An 18,938-nucleotide genomic window follows, 5' to 3' on the forward strand; every position below is an offset into this window, starting at 1 on the left:
AGGATTTGGGTGCACCTCTCCTGTCCGGTGCCCCCGGTTCTTTCGCGCAATCGCTTGCGAGAAACTTTAATTCGACTTGGTTTTGCGGCCCCAATCTCCGCGCTGCAGCCAGACCGCCACAATAATGATGACACCTTGCATTGTGCCGTTGAGGTAGTTGGAAATCATATCGGTGAAATTCAAAATATTGCCGATGGTGGTCAAAATCAGTGCGCCAATTATGGTGCCTCCAATCCGTCCATATCCACCTTTCAGAACTGTCCCGCCAATGATCACCGCCGCAATCGCTTCCAGCTCCCAAAGCACCCCGGTGCTTGACGACGCGGATCCCAATCTCGGCACATAAATGATGGTGGCCAACGACACGCACACACCCTGGATCACATATGTCAGTGTTTTCACACGATCCACTTTGATCGCGGAGTACTTTGCCACACTTTCATTGCTGCCAATCGCCGTGCAATAGCGGCCAAAAGCGGTGCGGTTCAACAGCAGCCATCCGGCGATCGACACTGCGATGAACACCCACACTGGGATGGGCAGCCCCATCACGCTGTCGTAATACACCGGGCGATACACCCCGCGAATGTCATAGTTCAGCGACAGGGTGCCCCCGTCGGCAAAGTAGGTCACCAGCGAGCGGTAAATCCCCATGGTGCCCAGCGTCACAATAAAGGCTTCGATCTTACCTTTGGTGGTCAACAGACCGTTCACCAACCCGGCACCAAGGCCAAGGATGATGGAGCACCCGCAGCCGATCAAAACCGTGGTAACCCCGGTGCCGAATGTGTCGACCGCATTGTTCATCACAATGATCATCACTCCGGCGATCACGGCGGCCATAGACCCCACCGACAGATCGATCCCGCCAGAAGTGATCACAAAGGTCGCCCCCACCGCGATGATGCCAATGAACGCTGACCGCGTGAGCAAGTTGGTGATGTTGCCCTCGCTCAAAAAGGCAGGGTTGAGCAGGTAACCGATGATGCACAATATGATCAGTGCAATGGCCGGTCCTGCAGCTTTCAGATCAAAACTGCTTAGAATGGATTTACGTTTCGGTGTCATGGCCGTCTCAGTCATGGTTGGTCTCCCGCTTCAGCCCGGCGGCAAAGCGCACGATTTCGTTTTCGTTGATATGATCGCCACTCAGTACTCCGGTGACCTGTCCCTCACGCATCACCACCACCCGGTGGCTCACACCGATGATTTCCGGCATCTCCGAACTGATCACCACAACCGACACGCCTTCGGAGGCGATAGCAGCGATGAAGTGATAGATCTGCTGTTTGGTGCCGACATCAATGCCGCGCGTGGGCTCGTCGATGATCACAATGCGCGGCTCGCATTCCATAACCTTGGCCAACAAGAGCTTCTGTTGATTGCCGCCTGACAGATCCCCCACATCCACGCCCGGATCGCGCGCTCGAATGTCAAACCGACGGATGGCCCGCTCCAGCGCGGCCTCCTCCGCTTTGCGGTCAATTCCGCCTTTCTTGAGAAACTTTGGCAGTGCGAACAGCGTCAGGTTCGGTTGCATCTTTTGGCGCAGCAACAGCCCTTTTTCTTTGCGATCCTTTGTCAGATAGACGATACCCGCATCCCGCGCCGCAGCGACACTGCTGAAATTTGCGACGTCGCCATCCACAAGCACGTCACCAGCCTCGCGCGGCACCAGACCACAGACAGCTTCAAACACCGCCGTGCGGCCGGACCCAATCAGTCCGGAAAATCCCAATACTTCGCCGCGACGCAAAGAGAAGGACACACCGTCCACGCCCGGAGCGCGCAAACCGCGCACTTCCAGAACTTTGTCAGCATCCACATCCACCTCGTTGATTGGCGGATATAGGTCTGACAACTCGCGCCCGACCATCATCTGCGCCATGGCGTCCGCTGTCAGATCGTCAGCTGCGTGCGTGCCGATCCACTGCCCGTCGCGCAACACCGTCACGCGGTCCGCAATCGCCTTAACTTCCGAGAGTTTGTGCGACACAAACACAATGCCCACACCCTGTTCTCTCAACCGCCTAATCTGGGTAAAGAACAGCTTGGTTTCTGCTTCCGTCAACGCCGCCGTGGGCTCATCCATAATCAGAATGCGCGCATCCCGGCTGATGGCTTTGACAATCTCCACCATCTGCTTTTGCGCAATCGACAAATCGCTGATCCGGTCAGTGGGTGCGATTTCCAGTCCAATCTGATCCAGATATTGCTGCACCGCTTGCTGCATCCGCGCACGGTCCAACACGCCACGGTGCTTGAGTTCGCGACCGAGGAAAACATTCTCCTCTACCGTCATTTGCTCGGCAAGGTTCAGCTCTTGGTGGATCAGAACCACACCCAGTTTTTCGGTTTCGCCATTGCCCGGCAACGCCACCTCTTCGCCATCCAATAGGATGCGGCCCGAGGTTGGCGGATGAAACCCCGCCAGTGTTTTCATCAACGTGGATTTTCCGGCACCGTTCTCGCCGATCAGGGCGTGGACCTCACCGGCGCAGACATCCATTGAGACGCTGAACAGCACCGGGACCGCCCCAAACGATTTGCTTACCCGATCCGCGCACAACACGGATTGGTTTATGGCGTGACCATCAGGCACAGCCGCTCCTCCCAGTATTTAACTTTTGCCCACCAAGGCAGGCCCTCCGACAACCGGATGTAAACCTTTTCATAACTTATGTAAACCTTTACATAGATCACTGTAAACCTTTTCACTATCCGCAAATACCGCTATAACCGGTCAAAACACCTTGATTTCAAAACCGAAACGCAGATCACAGCAGGCACAACTTAGTGAGCATCCCTCCTACAAAACCGGCCACCATTGAGGACGTCGCAAAGATCGCCGGGGTGTCAATTGCAACTGTTAGCCGGGCGATTCGATCCCCTGAGAAGGTCGCCGAAACCACCCGTAAAAAAGTCACTGCCGCGATTGCGCGGACAGGCTACACCGCCAACGCCATGGCGCAAAACCTGCGAATGCAGCGCTCCCAAATGGTCATGGTGATGACGCCTTCCATTGCGGACCCCAATTTTCCAGGAATCCTGATCGGGCTTGAAAAGGTCGCCAACGACCGAGGTTATGGCGTGCTCATCGGCAATACCGAAGGCGACCCTCAGTTAGAGGCCGCACACATGAGGTTTTTATCAACCGGCATGGCTGATGGTCTGATCCTGCTCACAGGCCACCACCCGGTCGCGGGCAACCCCACCCCGGCAACCGGCTTGCCGCCCACCGTCAGCGTCACCCGCCCGATGGAGGTCGACAATGTGCCCTACGTTGGGGTGGATGACGTCGCCGCGTCCAAAATGGCCGCCGAGTACCTTGTGTCTCTGGGACACCGCCAGATCGTCTTTGTCACCGGACCACAGGGGGATCTGGTCTCAGAGCTGCGACAGGACGGATACCGACAGGGCCTCGCAGAATACTCAGAACCACTAAAAGAGTGGACCATGCAAGGCGATGGCACGTCTGAGGGTGGCCGTGCCGCGGTAGAGCGCCTGTTCATTAAAGACACGCTGCCCACCGCGTTTTTCTGTTTTAACGACAACACCGCAATCGGTGTGATCTCCGCGCTCCGACTGCGCGGCTACAATGTGCCCGAAGACTTTTCGGTGATTGGCTTTGACGACATTCCCTTTGCCAGCCACATCACACCGGCCCTGACCACCATCCGCCAACCGCGTAACAGAATTGGTGAACGGGCCATGACGCGGCTGCTCGATCAACTGCAGAGCAGACAGGCTGACACGGATCGAGAACTGTTGCACGGAGACCTGGTGGTCCGTGAGAGCTGCGGCCCGGCCTAAGCATCTGAGAGGCAATCGCGCAGTCCGCAATTTTTCGCTCACGTCCCGCGCGATCGGGAGCGGTACGCCATATCTGCAGGAAATGGTCACTTGGGCCAAAAACGATCTCGGTCTATAAGGCACCTATCCAACCTTGTTTACACGGGGTTAATGCCCACCGCATACAACGCCTCAACCCCGCTTCACCTCGCCACAGGCGAACGTCTTGCAACTCCATTGCGTTTGGTATACATCCGCATACAATTAGCTTCCCGGGCTCAGAAACCCCTTCCGAGTCTCGGCGTTCATGCTTAAGCCAACATCAAATCGCTAGGATCACCATGAGCTTGTACACCGATTATTTGACAGAGATTGAAACGCGCAAAGAGCAGGGTCTGAACCCGAAGCCGATTGACGCTGGCGACCTTGTCGGCGAATTGATTGCGCAGATAAAAGACACCGCAAATGAGCATCGTGAAGACTCGTTGAAGTTCTTCATTTACAATACCTTGCCCGGAACCACGAGTGCCGCAGGTGTCAAAGCGGCCTTCCTCAAAGAGATCATCCTTGGCGAGTCGGTTGTCGCGGAAATCAGCCCAGATTACGCCTTTGAGTTGCTGAAGCACATGAAAGGTGGCCCCTCGGTTCGGGTGTTGATCGATCTGACGCTGGGGGACGATGATGCCATCGCCAAGCAAGCCGCTGAGGTACTGAAGACTCAGGTATTCTTGTATGATGCGGATATGAGTCGCCTGTCCGATGCTTTGAGCGCGGGCAACCCAATCGCCAAAGATCTGCTGGAAAGCTACGCAAAAGCTGAGTTCTTCACCAAACTTCCTGAGGTCGACGAAGAGATCGAAATCGTGACCTTCATTGCAGGCGAAGGTGATATTTCCACCGACCTGTTGTCTCCAGGAGCCGAAGCGCACTCACGTGCGGACCGTGAATTGCACGGCAAATGCATGATTTCTGAGGCGGCGCAAAAGCACATCGAAGAGCTCAAGCTTCAGCACCCAACCAAGCAGGTTATGCTGATCGCCGAAAAAGGCACCATGGGTGTGGGCTCCTCACGTATGTCAGGCGTCAACAACGTTGCACTCTGGACCGGCAAACAAGCCAGCCCCTATGTGCCGTTTGTGAACTATGCCCCGGTTGTCGCGGGCACCAATGGCATTTCCCCCATCTTCTTGACCACCGTTGGCGTGACCGGCGGCATCGGTCTGGACCTGAAAAACTGGGTGCGCAAAACCGATGAGGACGGAAACCCGATCCTCAACAACGACGGAAACCCCGTGCTGGAACAGAAATACTCTGTTGAAACCGGCACAGTTTTGAAGATCAACACCAAAGACAAAAAGCTGCTGAGCGAAGACGGCGAAGAGCTGGTGGACGTGTCGTCTTCCTTCACCCCGCAAAAAGCTGAGTTCATGAAGGCTGGTGGCTCCTACGCAATCGTCTTTGGTAAGAAGCTTCAGACTTTTGCCGCCAAAACGCTGGGTGTTGAGCCCACGCCGGTCTTTGCGCCTTCCAAAGAGATCAGCCACGAGGGCCAAGGCCTGACCGCCGTTGAAAAAATCTTCAACAAAAACGCGGTTGGCACCACGCCGGGCAAAACACTGCACGCCGGGTCTGACGTGCGGGTTGAGGTCAACATCGTTGGCTCCCAAGACACCACCGGCTTGATGACCATGCAGGAACTCGAAGCCATGGCCGCCACTGTGGTGTCGCCAATTGTGGACGGCGCTTATCAGTCCGGCTGTCACACCGCCTCTGTGTGGGACCTCAAAGCACAGGCCAACACACCACGCCTGATGAAATTCATGAATGACTTTGGTCTGGTCACCGGCCGTGACCCCAAAGGCGAATACCACGCCATGACCGACGTGATCCACAAGGTGCTCAACGACATCACCGTGGATGACTGGTCGGTGATCATCGGCGGCGACAGCCACACCCGCATGTCCAAAGGCGTGGCCTTTGGCGCGGACTCCGGTACCGTGGCGCTGGCGCTGGCAACTGGTGAGGCTTCCATGCCGATCCCAGAGTCTGTGAAGGTCACCTTCAAAGGCAAAATGGCCGAGCATATGGACTTCCGCGATGTGGTCCACGCCACACAGCAACAGATGCTCGCACAGCACGGCGACAACGTCTTCCAAGGCCGCGTCATTGAGGTGCACATCGGCACGCTGCTGGCAGACCAAGCCTTTACCTTCACCGACTGGACCGCAGAGATGAAGGCGAAAGCCTCTGTCTGTATCTCCAACGATGAAACGCTGGTGGGCTCGCTGGAGCTGGCCAAGTCGCGCATCCAGATCATGATCGACAAAGGTATGGAGCATGAAAATGGCATGCTGCAGAACCTGATCGACATCGCCGACAAACGCATCGCCGAAATCAAATCCGGTGAAAAACCTGCGTTGACCCCGGATGACAACGCCAAATACTTCGCCGAAGTGGTGGTGGATCTGGATCAAATCGTTGAGCCGATGATTGCTGACCCGGATGTGAACAACGCGGACGTATCCAAGCGCTACACCCACGACACCATCCGTCCTGTGTCTTACTACAACGCAGAAAAGCACATCGATCTGGGCTTTGTTGGCTCCTGTATGGTGCACAAAGGTGACATCAAAATCGTCGCACAGATGCTCAAAAATCTTGAGGCCGCCAACGGCAAGGTTGAATTCAAGGCCCCACTGGTTGTGGCCGCGCCAACCTACAACATCATTGATGAGCTCAAAGAAGAGGGCGACTGGGAAATTTTGCAGAAATACTCGGGCTTTGAGTTTGATGATCTCTTCCCCAAGGAAAAGGCGCGCACCGAGTATGAGAACATTCTCTACCTCGAGCGTCCGGGCTGTAACCTCTGCATGGGCAACCAGGAAAAAGCCGCCAAAGGTGACACCGTTCTGGCCACTTCAACCCGCCTGTTCCAAGGCCGTGTTGTCGCCGACAGCGCCACCAAGAAAGGCGAAAGCCTCTTGGCCTCCACCCCGCTTGTGGTGCTCTCCGCCATCTTGGGCCGCACGCCCACGCTGGAAGAGTACAAGGCAGCTGTGGAAGGCATCGACCTGACCAAGTTCGCGCCTCCACTTCAGGCGCCCTCAACCACAAGATCCGCACATTTCTAAAGCCTGCGGGTATTGCGAAAAACAAAAGCTCCCGAGGACACTCGGGAGCTTTTTGTTTTCAGCGCGGCACAAATACACTTTTTAGATGTTTTTCTTTTCGAAATTCTCCTAAATTGAAAAGACACACATCAAATCAGGTTCGTTCAATGGCGCACCCAATTACCGAAACGCTCCAAGAACTCGATAACGCAATAAGGCAACGCTTCGATCCTCTTGGCTTCTTCGAAGGCCCCAACGGCTCATTTGCAACCGGACGTGTGCCCGCTGTCGCACCCCAAGCACACTTATGTTGGCGGTATGCAGGGTTAGATGAAGCAGGAATTGAAGCCGCCGAGAACTCTGCAGGCCGATATATTCCCGAACCCTACAAAGCCTTACTTCGACATATGAATGGAGCAAGGTTTCTCGGTGTCTCATTACTCGGCGAAATCGGAGGATCTGTTGACAGGTCCGGGATTGGCATCGGGCAGCCCGTCAGTATTCGGTATCAAAACATCATCGGCCGCCCCGACTACATTCCCAACGGACACTTGGGTATCGGTGCAATCAATGGTGAATGGTTCTCACAAGGGCATCTTTATCTGACAACCACAGGAGAAGTTGAACTTTACAATGCCAGATGTGATCTGATTGGAAAACGCTGGCCGTCTCTTGTCGCTTTCTTCAATGAAGAAATGAACAGACGATTTACTCTCTATGAGCCGAACGGTAGTAAAAAAAGCGGCGCAAAACACATTCCGGGCGACACAGAGGACTGGGAACAGCTGGCTGAAGCTGCCAAAGCAAAACTGCGCGGTGACGGTTTCATCAAGAAAATCATGAACCGTCTGACGCCTCAATAAGTATGACCGAAAGCGCCGAACTCATGCGCTACGGGACCAAGAGAGAACAGCGAGCACACTAGAAAAAGTGTTTCCTCTAACGTGCCCTACCGCGAACAGGCCCTATCAACCTTCTCCGGAACACTCTCCCACGCAAGCAAGCTATAATCGCGTCCCTCAGCCGGAGAAAAGTTCACCAGAATTGGGAGGTCGCTTCCTGCGCGCCGCACCACCGCCCGATACCCACGCAGATCGCGGTACGTCAAATCAAAGTGGCAAATCTCCGAGGTCTGGCCAACGGCTCCCAAAACGTCCTCAAGAACCCGCACAGGCGCTCCATCGAACGCCTTCAAAGTGACCCCACACCCGCGGAAAACACCCTTGGACACCATTGTGCCAAAACTCACATTCGGATCGCCGGTCTGCCAAACCCGCCGCTCGACATCCATGCCTTTCACGCCAATATTCATATTGGGCAACGCGACAGGACCCATAAGCCCGGAAGTGTCAAACTCACCCCCCTGTATCAAAGGGTTCAAGCAACGGCTTAAAAATGCGCTTTGAAAACCAGACGCCTCTGCAAGGCCAGGGAAAGAAAGAGCTGTCAACATCGCCAAGGCATTGATTTGGGTCACGGCCTAACATCTCACATCATCTGAAATTCATAGGTTTCCTAAAGGGCTAGTGCCAATAGATGAACATTCTCTTTATTTCTACCATAGGTGGTGGCAACGCTCACACCCACCTTGCCCTCCCCCCAATCCCCACATAACGTCCAGGCGAAACAAGCGTGAGGGAAATCACCGTGGACACCATCAAACACGGCGGCAAGGTGCTCGTCCAAGCACTGGAACAACAAGGTATCAAACGGGTGTTTAGCGTCCCTGGCGAAAGTTTTCTCGCCGTGCTCGACGGGCTCTATGATGCCGGCATCGACAACATTGTCGCCCGCCAAGAAGGGGGCGCCACCATGATGGCGGATGCCCATGGCAAGCTCACCGGTCAGCCCGGTGTGGCCTTTGTCACCCGCGGCCCCGGCGCGACCAATGCGTCGTCAGGCGTACATGTAGCGTTCCAAGACAGCACCCCGATGATCCTCTTTATTGGCCAAGTCGCCAGTGATCAACGCGACCGCGAGGCCTTTCAAGAGGTCGATTACCGCGCGATGTTTGGTCCACTCGCCAAATGGGTCGCCGAAATCGACCGCGTGGACCGTATCCCTGAATATGTCGCCCGTGCCTATCGCACCGCCATGTCCGGGCGCCCCGGCCCTGTGGTGCTTGCCCTGCCAGAAGACATGATCTCCGCACCCTGCGATGCGCCCATTCCGCCCGCCGCAACGCTGCCCTCTGCCAAAGCACCGGATGAAGATGTGACCGAAGTGCTCACGCAACTTGCAGATGCGAAAAATCCGCTGATCTTGCTTGGTGGCGGACGCTGGACATTTGAGGCGGCAAAGGCTGTGGGCGCACTCGCCGAGACCCTTGATCTGCCCGTAGCCGCCACCTTCCGCTGTCAAGATTATCTGGACAACCGCCACCCTAACTACGTGGGGGACGTTGGCATCGGCATCAATCCCAAACTGGCACAGCGCGTGAGGGACGCAGATACCATCCTCTGTCTCGGTGCACGCTTGGGAGAGATGACCACCGGCGGCTATACGTTGCTTGCCTCGCCGATTCCGACGCAAAAACTGATTCACATCCATCCAGACGCAAACGAACTTGGGCGGGTCTATCACCCGACCTACGCGGTCTCCGCCGACGCCGGTGTTTTTGCACAGCAACTTGCCCTTGCCACACGCGCCACCAATCAACACGCCCCAAGTCGCCGCGTGACCGACTCCCGCGCGGATTATGAGGCATGGCAACAACCAGTCGAAACTCCCGGCGCGCTCAAGATGGAAAACGTCATTCACCACCTCAACGACGTGTTGCCTGATGATGCCATTCTGACCAATGGCGCGGGCAATTATGCGGCTTGGCTGCACCGCTATTATCGCTACCGCGATTTTGGCACCCAACTGGCCCCCACCAGCGGCTCGATGGGCTACGGGTTGCCTGCAGCTGTGGCTGCCAAACTGGAACGTCCCCACCAAGAAGTCATCTGCCTCGCGGGGGACGGCTGTTTCCAAATGACCATGCAGGAATTTGGTGTGGCCTGTGAACGCGGCGCCAATATCATTGTGTTGATCTCCAACAACGGCATGTACGGCACCATTCGCCTGCACCAACAAAAGAAGTTCCCCAAACGGCCCAGCGGCACCACCGTGTTCAACCCGAACTTTGCCAAACTCGCAGAAAGCTACGGCGGCTTTGGCGCGGTGGTTGAGACGGACACAAGCTTCCACACCGCTTTGGCCGAAGCCCGCGCGGCACAAATGCCCGCCATCATCGAGCTGCGCATTGATCCCAACGCACTTGGCCCAATGGCCGTGCTGGAACAGATAGAGGGTTAGTCCCCCGGCGCACGGCTTGCGTGTAAGAATACGTGAGCTTTCTTAAGGCGTCTGGCTGTGTCCAGGCGCCCCAAAATCCGCACCTCCGCGATACAGTCGCAACACCGACGTCATACCGACAGGCCAAATTGACACCCCAAACCGTTAACGCTGCACAAGGGGCCAGCGAAAAGGGATCACGCGGATAAGAGCCATATTTGAAAAATGGCGGAGGAGGTGGGATTCGAACCCACGGAGGGCGTTAACCCTCGTCGGTTTTCAAGACCGGTGCATTCGACCACTCTGCCACTCCTCCGACTAGGCCTCACTAATTGTCTAAGACAGCGGGATCAAGTCAAAAACCTACGCAAATTGTTGCGCAGTTTTGCCGCCGCACTTTCCTTGCCCCACCGCGCACGCTACACTTCGCGCTAAATAAGACCGAAGCGACGAAAAGAGCAGCAGCTGGCTTTGGAAAAACGTGGCACAGTCGAGCATACAGAGGGACTAGGATGATCAATCATACAGGTGTGTTGTCAAGACACTCACGGCGTAGGCTTTTGGCCATCCTGCTTGTCGGATCCACAGCGCTCAGCGCGTGTGACGACACGACAAATCCATTTGCCCAAAGCAAACCCTCACAAGAGACACAAGACACTGGAACGGCTGGACAAACGACAAAACTTGTTGAACGTGATGTGGAAGCACCAGAGGTCTTTTCTGCCTCTGAGGCGGGTCTCTGGGACGGGCGTCCTTCGCTTGGTGGTGTTTGGGCCGCACACCCAGATGTGGCTGACCCAGAACGGGTCATTATCCGCAACCAAGCAAACGGAAAGTTTGTGATCGGCGCCTTGTTTCGGCGCGAGCGCGACATTCCTGGACCACGTATCCAAGTGTCATCTGACGCTGCCGAAGCGCTGGGTATGATCGCGGGGCAACCGGTTGCCCTCAATGTCACAGCGTTGCGCCGTGAAGAAGTCGCCGATGAATCCTCCGCAGATGCGGATGTGGAAACCGCAGCAGGCGACACCCTCGCAGCCTCGCCAAGCGATGTCGAAGAAGCACCACTTGAACCCATCGCGGCAGCAACAGCTGCCATAGCAGCGGCAGAAGCCAGCCAAACGCCGGCCCCCGAAGCGAGCGTCGCTCCACCCGCCGCGCAATCCGAGGTGGCCCCGAAACCGACCTCTTCTTCATTGACCAAACCATACGTACAGATCGGTATTTTCTCTGTAGAAGCAAATGCTAACCGTGCAGCATCGCAGATGAAATCAGCCGGTCTGACACCACTGGTGAAGAAAACAACTTCGGGTGAAAAACAGTTCTGGCGCGTGCTTGTTGGTCCGGCATCAAGCAAATCTGATCTCAAGTCTATGACCAAAACGGTACATGGCGTGGGCTTTACCGATGCCTATGCCGTGACAAACTGACGGAGACGAAACCATGTTTCGAACAGCTCTCAGCGTCTTGACCACAGCGCTGTCCTTTGCCGCACTAACGCTTCAGGCCTCAGCTTTTGAGACCAAAGCCAAGGCGGCCTTTGTCATGGACCAAACCACGGGCACTGTGCTCATGGCCAAAAACGCCGATGATGCTTTGCCACCCGCGTCGATGTCCAAACTGATGACGCTTTATATGGCATTTGAGGCCGTTAGAGACGGACGCCTGTCCATGACCGAAACGCTCCCTGTGTCTCAACATGCAATGAATTATGGTGGCTCCACCATGTTCTTAGACACAACCGATCGCGTCAAAGTCGAAGACCTCTTGCGCGGAATCATTGTTCTGTCCGGCAATGATGCCTGTGCTGTGATTGCAGAAACGTTGAGCCCCAATGGCACAGAGGCAGGTTTCGCGCGCCAAATGACCCTACGCGCACGTCAGATGGGCATGACAAACTCAACCTTTGCAAACTCAAATGGGTGGCCAGCCCCCGGCCACAACATGAGCATGCGTGATTTGGTACTTCTCGCCAACCACCTGATCACTGATTTTCCGGAATTCTATCCAATGTTTGCCGAAACCGAATTTGCATTTGATGGGCGCGCACCGCAAAACACACAAAACCGTAACCCTTTGTTAAAGCTCGGTATCGGCGCTGACGGTTTGAAGACAGGCCACACAACTGAGGCTGGATACGGCCTGGTCGGATCCGCAAAACAAGGCGCGCGGCGCGTCATCTTTGCCTTTTCTGGCCTAGAAAGTGCCCGTGAACGTGCTGAGGTTTCGGAACAGATCGTCAATTGGGCCTTTCGTCAGTTTTCGGAGACCAAATTAGTTCGTGCAGGCGAACGCGTTGCCATGGCAGACGTTTGGATGGGCAAAACACCGCAAGTTGGGCTGGTACCCGCCCAAGACTTGGACATTTTGTTGCCTGTGATGGCCCGTGATACCGTCCCGGGCGAAGTTGTTTTTAACGGCCCAATTCAAGCACCGATTACCAAAGGAAGTCCAATTGCCGAGTTGGTTTTGTCACCGGATGACCTGCCACAGATGCGTGTTCCGTTGGTCGCAGAGACAGATGTGCCTGAAGGTGGCTTTCTCGTCCGCCTACGCACCGCGACCACTGTGTTGATATCGCGATTTGCTCCCCAAATCGAAGGTGCCACGTGACTGTCGGAAAGTTTATTACCTTTGAAGGTATCGACGGGTCGGGCAAATCCACGCAGGCAAAGTTGCTTGCAGAACGTCTCCAATCCGAGGGACATGAGGTTGTTCTGACGCGTGAGCCCGGCGGATCCGTTGGCGCTGAAGAAATTCGCGCCATGGTCTTGGAGGGTGATCCTGATCGTTGGTCCGCAGAAACAGAAATCCTTCTGTTCACCGCGGCGCGGCGCGATCACCTTGAACGCACGATCCTCCCAGCACTTGCAGCGGGAAAAATTGTTATTTGCGATCGCTTTGCGGACAGCACCCGCATGTATCAAGGCCTCTCACGCGGCGATTTGCGGACCGTGGTGGACCAGCTACACATGCTGATGATCGGTCGCGAACCTGATTTGACGATCCTCATCGACATGGATCCGGTAATCGGTTTGGCACGGGCTAAATCTCGCCAAACCTCTGAAGAACGGTTCGAGGATTTTGGCGCAGGTCTTCAGAAACGCATGCGCCGAGGTTTTTTGGATCTGGCCGAAGAATTTGCCGAGCGCTTCAGAGTCATCGACGGAGGCCGCACAACGGAAGACGTTGGCAACGATGTCTTTGAAACAATACGAACTCATCTTCAGGATAGCGCCTCGTGAGTGCCAACCAAATACACGAGGCCGACCGCGTTGAAGGCGCTCCGCACCCGCGAGAAACAGAGACACTGTTTGGGCAAGACCAAGCGGAACAAGATTTCTTATTGGCCTTAAATTCCAACCGCCTACACCATGGATGGTTGATTTCAGGCCCCAAGGGGGTCGGCAAAGCCACTCTGGCTTGGCGTATTGCGCGCTTTTTACTAACGCTTCCTGCCGAAGATGGCGGCGGTATGTTTGCGCCAGAACCTCAGGTACACCGGTCGCTAAACGTCGATCCAGATCACCCTGTTAGCCACCGCATTAGAGCCTTGTCAGAACCGGGGGTGTTTCTGTTGCGGCGCGGCTTTGCGGGCAGTACCGACAGTGCGCGCGAAAAGGCGCGGCAAGACGGAAAATTTGCCGCTGACATCCGTGTCAACGAAGTCCGGGAACTCAGCAGCTATCTACACATGTCGATGGCCGATGGGGGGAGACGAGTCGTGATCGTCGACAGTGCGGACGAAATGAACGTGAATGCGGCCAATGCATTGCTCAAAATGCTGGAGGAACCACCTGCGCGAACGGTGATGCTTTTGATCTCTCATCAACCCTCGCGGCTTCTCCCGACTATCCGGTCTCGGTGTCGTGAGCTGCGTCTCCATGCGTTGTCATCAGACAACATGCAATTGGCGCTTACGCAAGCGGGCTTTGAAGCGAACGACTCCCCTGCCCTATCAGAAATGGCGGCAGGATCGGTTGGCGAAGCGCTCAAGCATCTGCAGCAAGACGGACTGCCGCTGTATGCCGAATTGCTATCTCTCTTTTCATCTTCTCGCGGTCTGGATCGCTCCAAGGCGCTAAATTTTGTGAACGCTCTAAATGGCAAAGGAGCGGACGCAAAACTTGAGTTGATACTTGGCCTGTTCGACCTGTTCCTGGCACGCCTTGCGCGCACCGGAGCGATCGGTGCGCCGCCTAGAGTCGAAATTGCACCAGGAGAAGGCAACCTACTGATGCAATTGGCGCCGTCGGTGCACAAAGCGCGTGATTGGGCCAAGGCAGCACAAGAGATCACTGATAGAACCCGTCATGGTAAGTCTGTGAACCTTGACCCTGCCTCTCTGGTGCTCGATACGGTGTTTAAGATCCACCAAACTGCGGTTGCTTAGACTTGTCCAATTTCCCTGAGATCACCGATAGCCATTGTCACTTGGATTTCCCCGACTTTGAAGGGCAACTTGAGGACATTATCGCACGCGCCGCCGACGTGGGCGTGACCCGCATGGTAACCATTTGCACCAAGTTGCGAAATGAACCCAGCGTGCGAGCAATTGCCGAGGCCCACGCGCCTGTCTTTTACGCCGCAGGCACACATCCGATGAGTGCTGCAGATGAGCCAATGGCAACTGTCGAGCAACTTGTCGCAATGGCCCAGCATCCCAAAATGATCGGCATTGGCGAAACTGGGCTCGATTATCACTACACGGCCGACAGCAAAGACGTGCAACAAGCATCGCTGCGCATCCATATCGAGGCGGCGCGTCAGACAGGTCTGCCACTGATCATTCACAGTCGTGACGCCGACGATGATATGGCGCGCATACTAAGCGAAGAACACGCGCAAGGCGGGTTTGGCTGCGTTATGCATTGCTACAGTTCCGGACCAGAACTCGCCAAACGGATGTTGGACCTGGGCTTTTACTTGTCTATGTCGGGCATTGCCGCTTTTCCACGTTCCCAAGAAGTACGCGATATATTTGCTGCAGCACCTCTTGATCGAATTTTGGTCGAAACCGACGCCCCCTACCTTGCGCCACCACCCTTTCGCGGCAAACGGAATGAACCCGCATATACAGAGAAGACGGCAAGAGTGGGCGCAGACGTGTTTGGCGTTACCTATCCGGAGTTCGCAGCGCAAACGCAGCAAAATTTCCAACGTCTGTTTTCCAAAGCAACTCTGGCGGTCAGCGCCGCATGAGCGCGCGGTTGACATTCACAGTTTTGGGCTGCGGCAGCTCAGGAGGTGTTCCTCGGATCGGGGGACATTGGGGGGAGTGTGATCCAACCAACCCAAAGAACCGGCGGCGTCGATGCTCTCTACTTGTTGAGAAAGACACGGACGGCAAAAAAACCACCGTACTGATCGATACATCACCGGACATGCGCGACCAGCTTTTGTCGACAAACGTAGGTGCATTGGATGCTGTTGTTTACACGCATTCCCACGCAGATCATGTGCACGGCATCGACGATTTGCGTATGGTCGTGTTTAACATGCGCCAACGGGTGCCTGTTTGGGCAGACGGCGCGACGCAAAACGATCTTCTGTCTCGGTTCGGCTACGCCTTTGTGCAGCCAAAGGACTCTCCTTATCCGCCAATTCTGGAACTGCATACAATTGGTGATTCCGACTTCACGATTTCCGGGCCAGGCGGTGACATTGCATTCACCCCCATTCGGGTGGATCATGGAAGCATCGACGCTCTTGCATTTCGCGTCAACGGCGTCGTTTACATGCCTGACGTTTCAAATATCTATGAGGAGTCATGGTCAAATCTTGAAGCGATGGATTGTTTCATTGTGGACGCCCTGCGCCGCACGCCACATCCGACACATGCACATTTAGATCAAAGCCTACAGTGGATACGTCAACTGACACCCAAGCAGGCAGTTCTCACCAACATGCACATAGATCTGGACTACGACACAGTAAAAAGTGAAACGCCAGACAATGTACTTCCCGCCTTTGACGGCATGAAAATTTCTTTCGATCTGTGATGCAGATTAGGAACGTCGAGCACCTCGAATGCAAACGCTGATCTCTGTCGTTATGCCGGTCTTTATTTTGATCGGGTTTGGCTACCTTGCTGCTTGGCGGGGCTATTTCTCGGCCACCAATGTCGACGGCCTCATGCGATTTGCGACGAACTTTGCAATCCCTATGCTGCTGTTCAGAGCGATCTCAAATCTAGATTTAGCCGCAGAATACAACCTCGCCATGATGGGCAGTTTTTACAGCGCTGCGACGATCTGTTTTTTAGCAGGCATGATGGGTGCGAAATTCCTGTTTGGACGCGACTGGGAAGATGCCACGGCAATCGGGTTTGTCTGTCTCTTCTCGAATTCTTTGCTGCTTGGGCTGCCGATCATGGAGCGCGCTTACGGCGCCGACAGTTTGACCGGAAACTACACGATCATCTCAATCCACGCCCCGTTCTGTTACGGTCTAGGTATTGCGACGATGGAGATCATGCGCGCCCGGCACACCTCAAAAATTCGTATCGTGCCGAAGGTTCTCAAAGCCATGTTCTCCAATGCACTGATCCTGGGAATCGGTCTGGGCTTCGTTGTGAACATCGGCGGCGTTCCCCTCCCTGAGCCTGCCATTCATGCGGTCAATCTACTGGCCTCGTCGGCCTTGCCCGCCGCTCTTTTCGGTATGGGAGGCGTATTATACCGCTACCGTCCAGAGGGCGATACGCGTACAATATTGTTCTGTTGCGCGTTGTCGTTGGGGCTGCACCCTGCTTTGACTTACGCTTTTGGGACTTTTTCGAACATCTCAACTGAAAATATGCGTTCCGTGGTTGTCACCTCATCGATGGCACCAGGAATAAACGGCTATCTGTTCGCGAGTATGTATGGCCGAGGGCTTCGGGTTGCAGCCTCTACCGTGCTCATCGGCACTGCGGCTTCTGTGCTTACAGTTTGGATTTGGCTGGGTGTTCTACCGTGAAGTCACGCAAGCGTGACTTGAAACATCACCACGTGCAACACAGCTTCGACTTTGCAACTTCAGGAGCACAGCCCCATGACCGAAGAACCATTGCGTGTAGATATTGTCTCCGATGTAGTATGCCCCTGGTGCATAGTAGGATACCAACAACTACGCGCAGCGTCTGAGCAGACTGGTATCGAGATCGCCCCATATTGGCATCCATTTGAGCTAAATACGGAGATGACTGCAGAGGGGCAAAATCTCCAAGAGCAGATCATAGGCAAATACGGTTCAACTACGAAACAATCTCAGAATGCCCGCATTCAGTTGACTGAGGTTGGTCAAAGTCTTGGCATCACCTTCAACTGGTCAGATGAAAGTAGAATCTACAATACCTTTGACGCACATCAACTTCTGCACTGGGCGTCAGAAAGCGGCGCAACTCATAAACTGAAATTGGCGCTGTTCAAAGCTTACTTCGAAGATGGCCAGGACGTGAGCAATGCAGAAGTGCTTCTTGAGGTGTGCAAAGATCTCACGCTCGACACCAACGAGGCAGAACAGGTTCTCAAGCAACAAACCTTTGCGTCGCTTGTTCGAGAAAAGGAGCGGTTCTGGACATCGCGTGGTGTGTCAGGAGTCCCAACGATGATTTTTGCTGGAAAGCACGCCACATCTGGCGCTCAGGGCATCGAGACGTTTTCAAACATCTTGCAAACCATCTCCGTAGGCTGATCAGCAACATCAGTTCTAAGGCTGATCTCTCTATGGCAAGGCGCCATACAAAACTTTGCCGCCCAAAAACCTGAGACTCGCTGTCTTTCAGCGAGTGATTCCAAGACCCGAAGTTTGGGGTCTTCACTGTGAAATGATTTTCCTAGCTCCAAAAATTAAGAGTCGCTTCACCAAACAAAGAAGTTGATTGAGTTTATTCCGCGCCGGACCACGGCGGCACTTAAACATCAAAACATTCAGTACCATACGGGATTTTAGGTCTCCTTCAGACGTCGAAAAAACGAATGAATCTGGTCGTTTTTTTGCAGTTCGCTCCAAGCTTAGGCGACGAGTAACGGCGTGTTAATGGCTAGCGCATTACGTTGCCTCAGATCAGCCAGTCCGACAACGGTATTGAAGCAAACCATGAATACAGAAAACACAACTCCACAACCAGACTGCATCGCACTGCCACAGCAGCTGGATTTCGCTCATTGTTCAGAACTGCGCCTCGCCATCGAAGCGTCGCGTGGACAACCTTTGGCGCTGGATGCTCTCCATGTTGAGTTTCTTGGCGGTGCCGGTGCTGAGCTACTTTTGGCAACTCGCGCCGAATGGAAAGCACGCGGCCTTCCGTTTGAATTGAAGCAACCATCCGAAGATTTCCTAAAAGGTATGGAGCGGCTCGGCCTGCCCCATGACTGTCTTGTTGAAAGGGGCAACGCATGACAACCAAGATTCTTGCCGTTGATGATTCACGCACTATGCGTGCGATGATTCAAACAGCTCTGACCGATGCTGGGTTTGATGTCGATTTGGCAGAAGACGGCGTCGATGGTCTGGACAAATTATCCGGCGCGGATCCGGACCTCGTGATCACAGACATAAATATGCCCCGCCTTGATGGTTTCGGCATGATTGAAGGCGTTCGCGCCCGGCCAGAATGCGCGTCGCTGCCTATTTTGGTGCTGACCACAGAAAGTGGCGAAGAATTGAAACAGCGAGCACGCACCGCCGGTGCAACCGGTTGGATCGTCAAACCTTTTGACGCTGAAAAGCTGGTCGCAATTATTAACCGTCTGGTTGTCTGAAAGGAACTGA

General features: G+C 54.8%; 17 protein-coding genes and 1 tRNA gene. 14 read left to right on the forward strand and 4 right to left on the reverse strand.

Features of this window, described 5'->3' with window-relative positions; genetic code table 11:
• Window positions 1–66 precede the first annotated feature (66 nt).
• Together ABWV47_RS13415 and ABWV47_RS13420 are read right to left on the reverse strand one after the other, a co-directional pair.
• The gene (locus ABWV47_RS13415; RefSeq protein WP_422063427.1) at window positions 67–1,083 is read right to left on the reverse strand and encodes an ABC transporter permease; all 1,017 of its coding nucleotides are present in this window, start codon (window positions 1,081–1,083) and stop codon (window positions 67–69) included.
• Window positions 1,076–2,584, reverse strand: coding sequence for a sugar ABC transporter ATP-binding protein (locus ABWV47_RS13420; protein ID WP_422063649.1), 1,509 nt, complete (start codon window positions 2,582–2,584; stop codon window positions 1,076–1,078). Before ABWV47_RS13420 ends, ABWV47_RS13415 begins: the two co-directional genes overlap by 8 nt.
• 212 nt (window positions 2,585–2,796) lie before the next feature.
• Between ABWV47_RS13420 and ABWV47_RS13425 the strand changes: the two genes are divergently transcribed.
• The 3 genes from ABWV47_RS13425 (at window position 2,797) to ABWV47_RS13435 (ending at window position 7,765) form a co-directional block, all read left to right on the forward strand.
• Window positions 2,797–3,813 (forward strand): LacI family DNA-binding transcriptional regulator, encoded by a 1,017-nt coding sequence (locus ABWV47_RS13425; RefSeq protein ID WP_353312631.1) that lies wholly within the window; start codon window positions 2,797–2,799, stop codon window positions 3,811–3,813.
• 320 nt (window positions 3,814–4,133) lie between these two features.
• Window positions 4,134–6,923: a bifunctional aconitate hydratase 2/2-methylisocitrate dehydratase gene (locus ABWV47_RS13430; protein WP_353312633.1), complete on the forward strand. Its 2,790-nt coding sequence runs from the start codon at window positions 4,134–4,136 to the stop codon at window positions 6,921–6,923.
• A 146-nt stretch (window positions 6,924–7,069) separates the two neighbouring features.
• Complete coding sequence (locus tag ABWV47_RS13435) at window positions 7,070–7,765, forward strand: SMI1/KNR4 family protein (RefSeq protein WP_353312634.1); 696 nt, start codon at window positions 7,070–7,072, stop codon at window positions 7,763–7,765.
• 86 nt (window positions 7,766–7,851) lie between these two features.
• Here ABWV47_RS13435 and ABWV47_RS13440 read toward each other — a convergent pair whose 3' ends face one another.
• Window positions 7,852–8,238: a hypothetical protein gene (locus ABWV47_RS13440; protein ID WP_353312636.1), complete on the reverse strand. Its 387-nt coding sequence runs from the start codon at window positions 8,236–8,238 to the stop codon at window positions 7,852–7,854.
• 296 nt (window positions 8,239–8,534) lie between these two features.
• Here ABWV47_RS13440 and ABWV47_RS13445 point away from each other — a divergent pair, with 296 nt between their 5' ends.
• Window positions 8,535–10,202 (forward strand): thiamine pyrophosphate-binding protein, encoded by a 1,668-nt coding sequence (locus tag ABWV47_RS13445; protein WP_502959706.1) that lies wholly within the window; start codon window positions 8,535–8,537, stop codon window positions 10,200–10,202.
• 205 nt (window positions 10,203–10,407) lie between these two features.
• On the opposite strand, the gene ABWV47_RS13450 is transcribed toward ABWV47_RS13445, so the two are convergent.
• Window positions 10,408–10,497 (reverse strand) — tRNA-Ser (locus ABWV47_RS13450).
• Window positions 10,498–10,693: 196 nt separating this feature from the next.
• Here ABWV47_RS13450 and ABWV47_RS13455 point away from each other — a divergent pair.
• The 10 genes from ABWV47_RS13455 to ABWV47_RS13500 all read left to right on the forward strand — a co-directional run bounded on the left by ABWV47_RS13455 (window position 10,694) and on the right by ABWV47_RS13500 (window position 18,928).
• A complete protein-coding gene (locus tag ABWV47_RS13455; RefSeq protein WP_353312638.1) occupies window positions 10,694–11,611 on the forward strand; it encodes an SPOR domain-containing protein in 918 nt (305 codons plus the stop codon).
• Window positions 11,612–11,624: 13 nt separating this feature from the next.
• A complete protein-coding gene (locus tag ABWV47_RS13460; RefSeq protein WP_353312640.1) occupies window positions 11,625–12,794 on the forward strand; it encodes a D-alanyl-D-alanine carboxypeptidase family protein in 1,170 nt (389 codons plus the stop codon).
• Window positions 12,791–13,426: a dTMP kinase gene (gene tmk / locus ABWV47_RS13465; protein ID WP_353312642.1), complete on the forward strand. Its 636-nt coding sequence runs from the start codon at window positions 12,791–12,793 to the stop codon at window positions 13,424–13,426. Before ABWV47_RS13460 ends, tmk begins: the two co-directional genes overlap by 4 nt.
• On the forward strand, window positions 13,423–14,574 hold the full coding sequence (locus ABWV47_RS13470; protein ID WP_353312644.1) for a DNA polymerase III subunit delta': 1,152 nt from the start codon (window positions 13,423–13,425) through the stop codon (window positions 14,572–14,574). Before tmk ends, ABWV47_RS13470 begins: the two co-directional genes overlap by 4 nt.
• A gap of 2 nt (window positions 14,575–14,576) precedes the next feature.
• A complete protein-coding gene (locus tag ABWV47_RS13475; protein WP_353312646.1) occupies window positions 14,577–15,383 on the forward strand; it encodes a TatD family hydrolase in 807 nt (268 codons plus the stop codon).
• Window positions 15,380–16,183 (forward strand): MBL fold metallo-hydrolase, encoded by an 804-nt coding sequence (locus tag ABWV47_RS13480; RefSeq protein ID WP_353312648.1) that lies wholly within the window; start codon window positions 15,380–15,382, stop codon window positions 16,181–16,183. The genes ABWV47_RS13475 and ABWV47_RS13480 overlap by 4 nt, the downstream gene beginning before the upstream one ends.
• A 28-nt stretch (window positions 16,184–16,211) precedes the next feature.
• Window positions 16,212–17,141, forward strand: coding sequence for an AEC family transporter (locus ABWV47_RS13485; protein ID WP_353312650.1), 930 nt, complete (start codon window positions 16,212–16,214; stop codon window positions 17,139–17,141).
• 75 nt (window positions 17,142–17,216) lie between these two features.
• Window positions 17,217–17,858, forward strand: a complete 642-nt coding sequence (locus tag ABWV47_RS13490) for a DsbA family oxidoreductase (protein ID WP_353312652.1) — start codon at window positions 17,217–17,219, stop codon at window positions 17,856–17,858.
• Window positions 17,859–18,263: 405 nt separating this feature from the next.
• Window positions 18,264–18,566: an STAS domain-containing protein gene (locus ABWV47_RS13495; protein WP_353312654.1), complete on the forward strand. Its 303-nt coding sequence runs from the start codon at window positions 18,264–18,266 to the stop codon at window positions 18,564–18,566.
• On the forward strand, window positions 18,563–18,928 hold the full coding sequence (locus tag ABWV47_RS13500) for a response regulator (protein WP_353312656.1): 366 nt from the start codon (window positions 18,563–18,565) through the stop codon (window positions 18,926–18,928). The genes ABWV47_RS13495 and ABWV47_RS13500 overlap by 4 nt, the downstream gene beginning before the upstream one ends.
• Window positions 18,929–18,938 lie beyond the last annotated feature (10 nt).

This window comes from Shimia sp. NS0008-38b (genome assembly GCF_040370365.1).
Classification (GTDB): domain Bacteria; phylum Pseudomonadota; class Alphaproteobacteria; order Rhodobacterales; family Rhodobacteraceae; genus Shimia.

Bases quoted from the DNA above. Each gene is read 5' to 3' on its own strand.
- ABWV47_RS13415 (WP_422063427.1), bottom strand. From the start codon at position 1,083: ATGACTGAGACGGCCATGACACCGAAACGTAAATCCATTCTAAGCAGT.
- ABWV47_RS13430 (WP_353312633.1), top strand. From the start codon at position 4,134: ATGAGCTTGTACACCGATTATTTGACAGAGATTGAAACGCGCAAAGAG.
- ABWV47_RS13435 (WP_353312634.1), top strand. From the start codon at position 7,070: ATGGCGCACCCAATTACCGAAACGCTCCAAGAACTCGATAACGCAATA.
- ABWV47_RS13440 (WP_353312636.1), bottom strand. From the start codon at position 8,238: ATGGGTCCTGTCGCGTTGCCCAATATGAATATTGGCGTGAAAGGCATG.
- ABWV47_RS13455 (WP_353312638.1), top strand. From the start codon at position 10,694: ATGATCAATCATACAGGTGTGTTGTCAAGACACTCACGGCGTAGGCTT.
- ABWV47_RS13460 (WP_353312640.1), top strand. From the start codon at position 11,625: ATGTTTCGAACAGCTCTCAGCGTCTTGACCACAGCGCTGTCCTTTGCC.
- ABWV47_RS13480 (WP_353312648.1), top strand. From the start codon at position 15,380: ATGAGCGCGCGGTTGACATTCACAGTTTTGGGCTGCGGCAGCTCAGGA.
- ABWV47_RS13485 (WP_353312650.1), top strand. From the start codon at position 16,212: ATGCAAACGCTGATCTCTGTCGTTATGCCGGTCTTTATTTTGATCGGG.
- ABWV47_RS13490 (WP_353312652.1), top strand. From the start codon at position 17,217: ATGACCGAAGAACCATTGCGTGTAGATATTGTCTCCGATGTAGTATGC.
- ABWV47_RS13495 (WP_353312654.1), top strand. From the start codon at position 18,264: ATGAATACAGAAAACACAACTCCACAACCAGACTGCATCGCACTGCCA.
- ABWV47_RS13500 (WP_353312656.1), top strand. From the start codon at position 18,563: ATGACAACCAAGATTCTTGCCGTTGATGATTCACGCACTATGCGTGCG.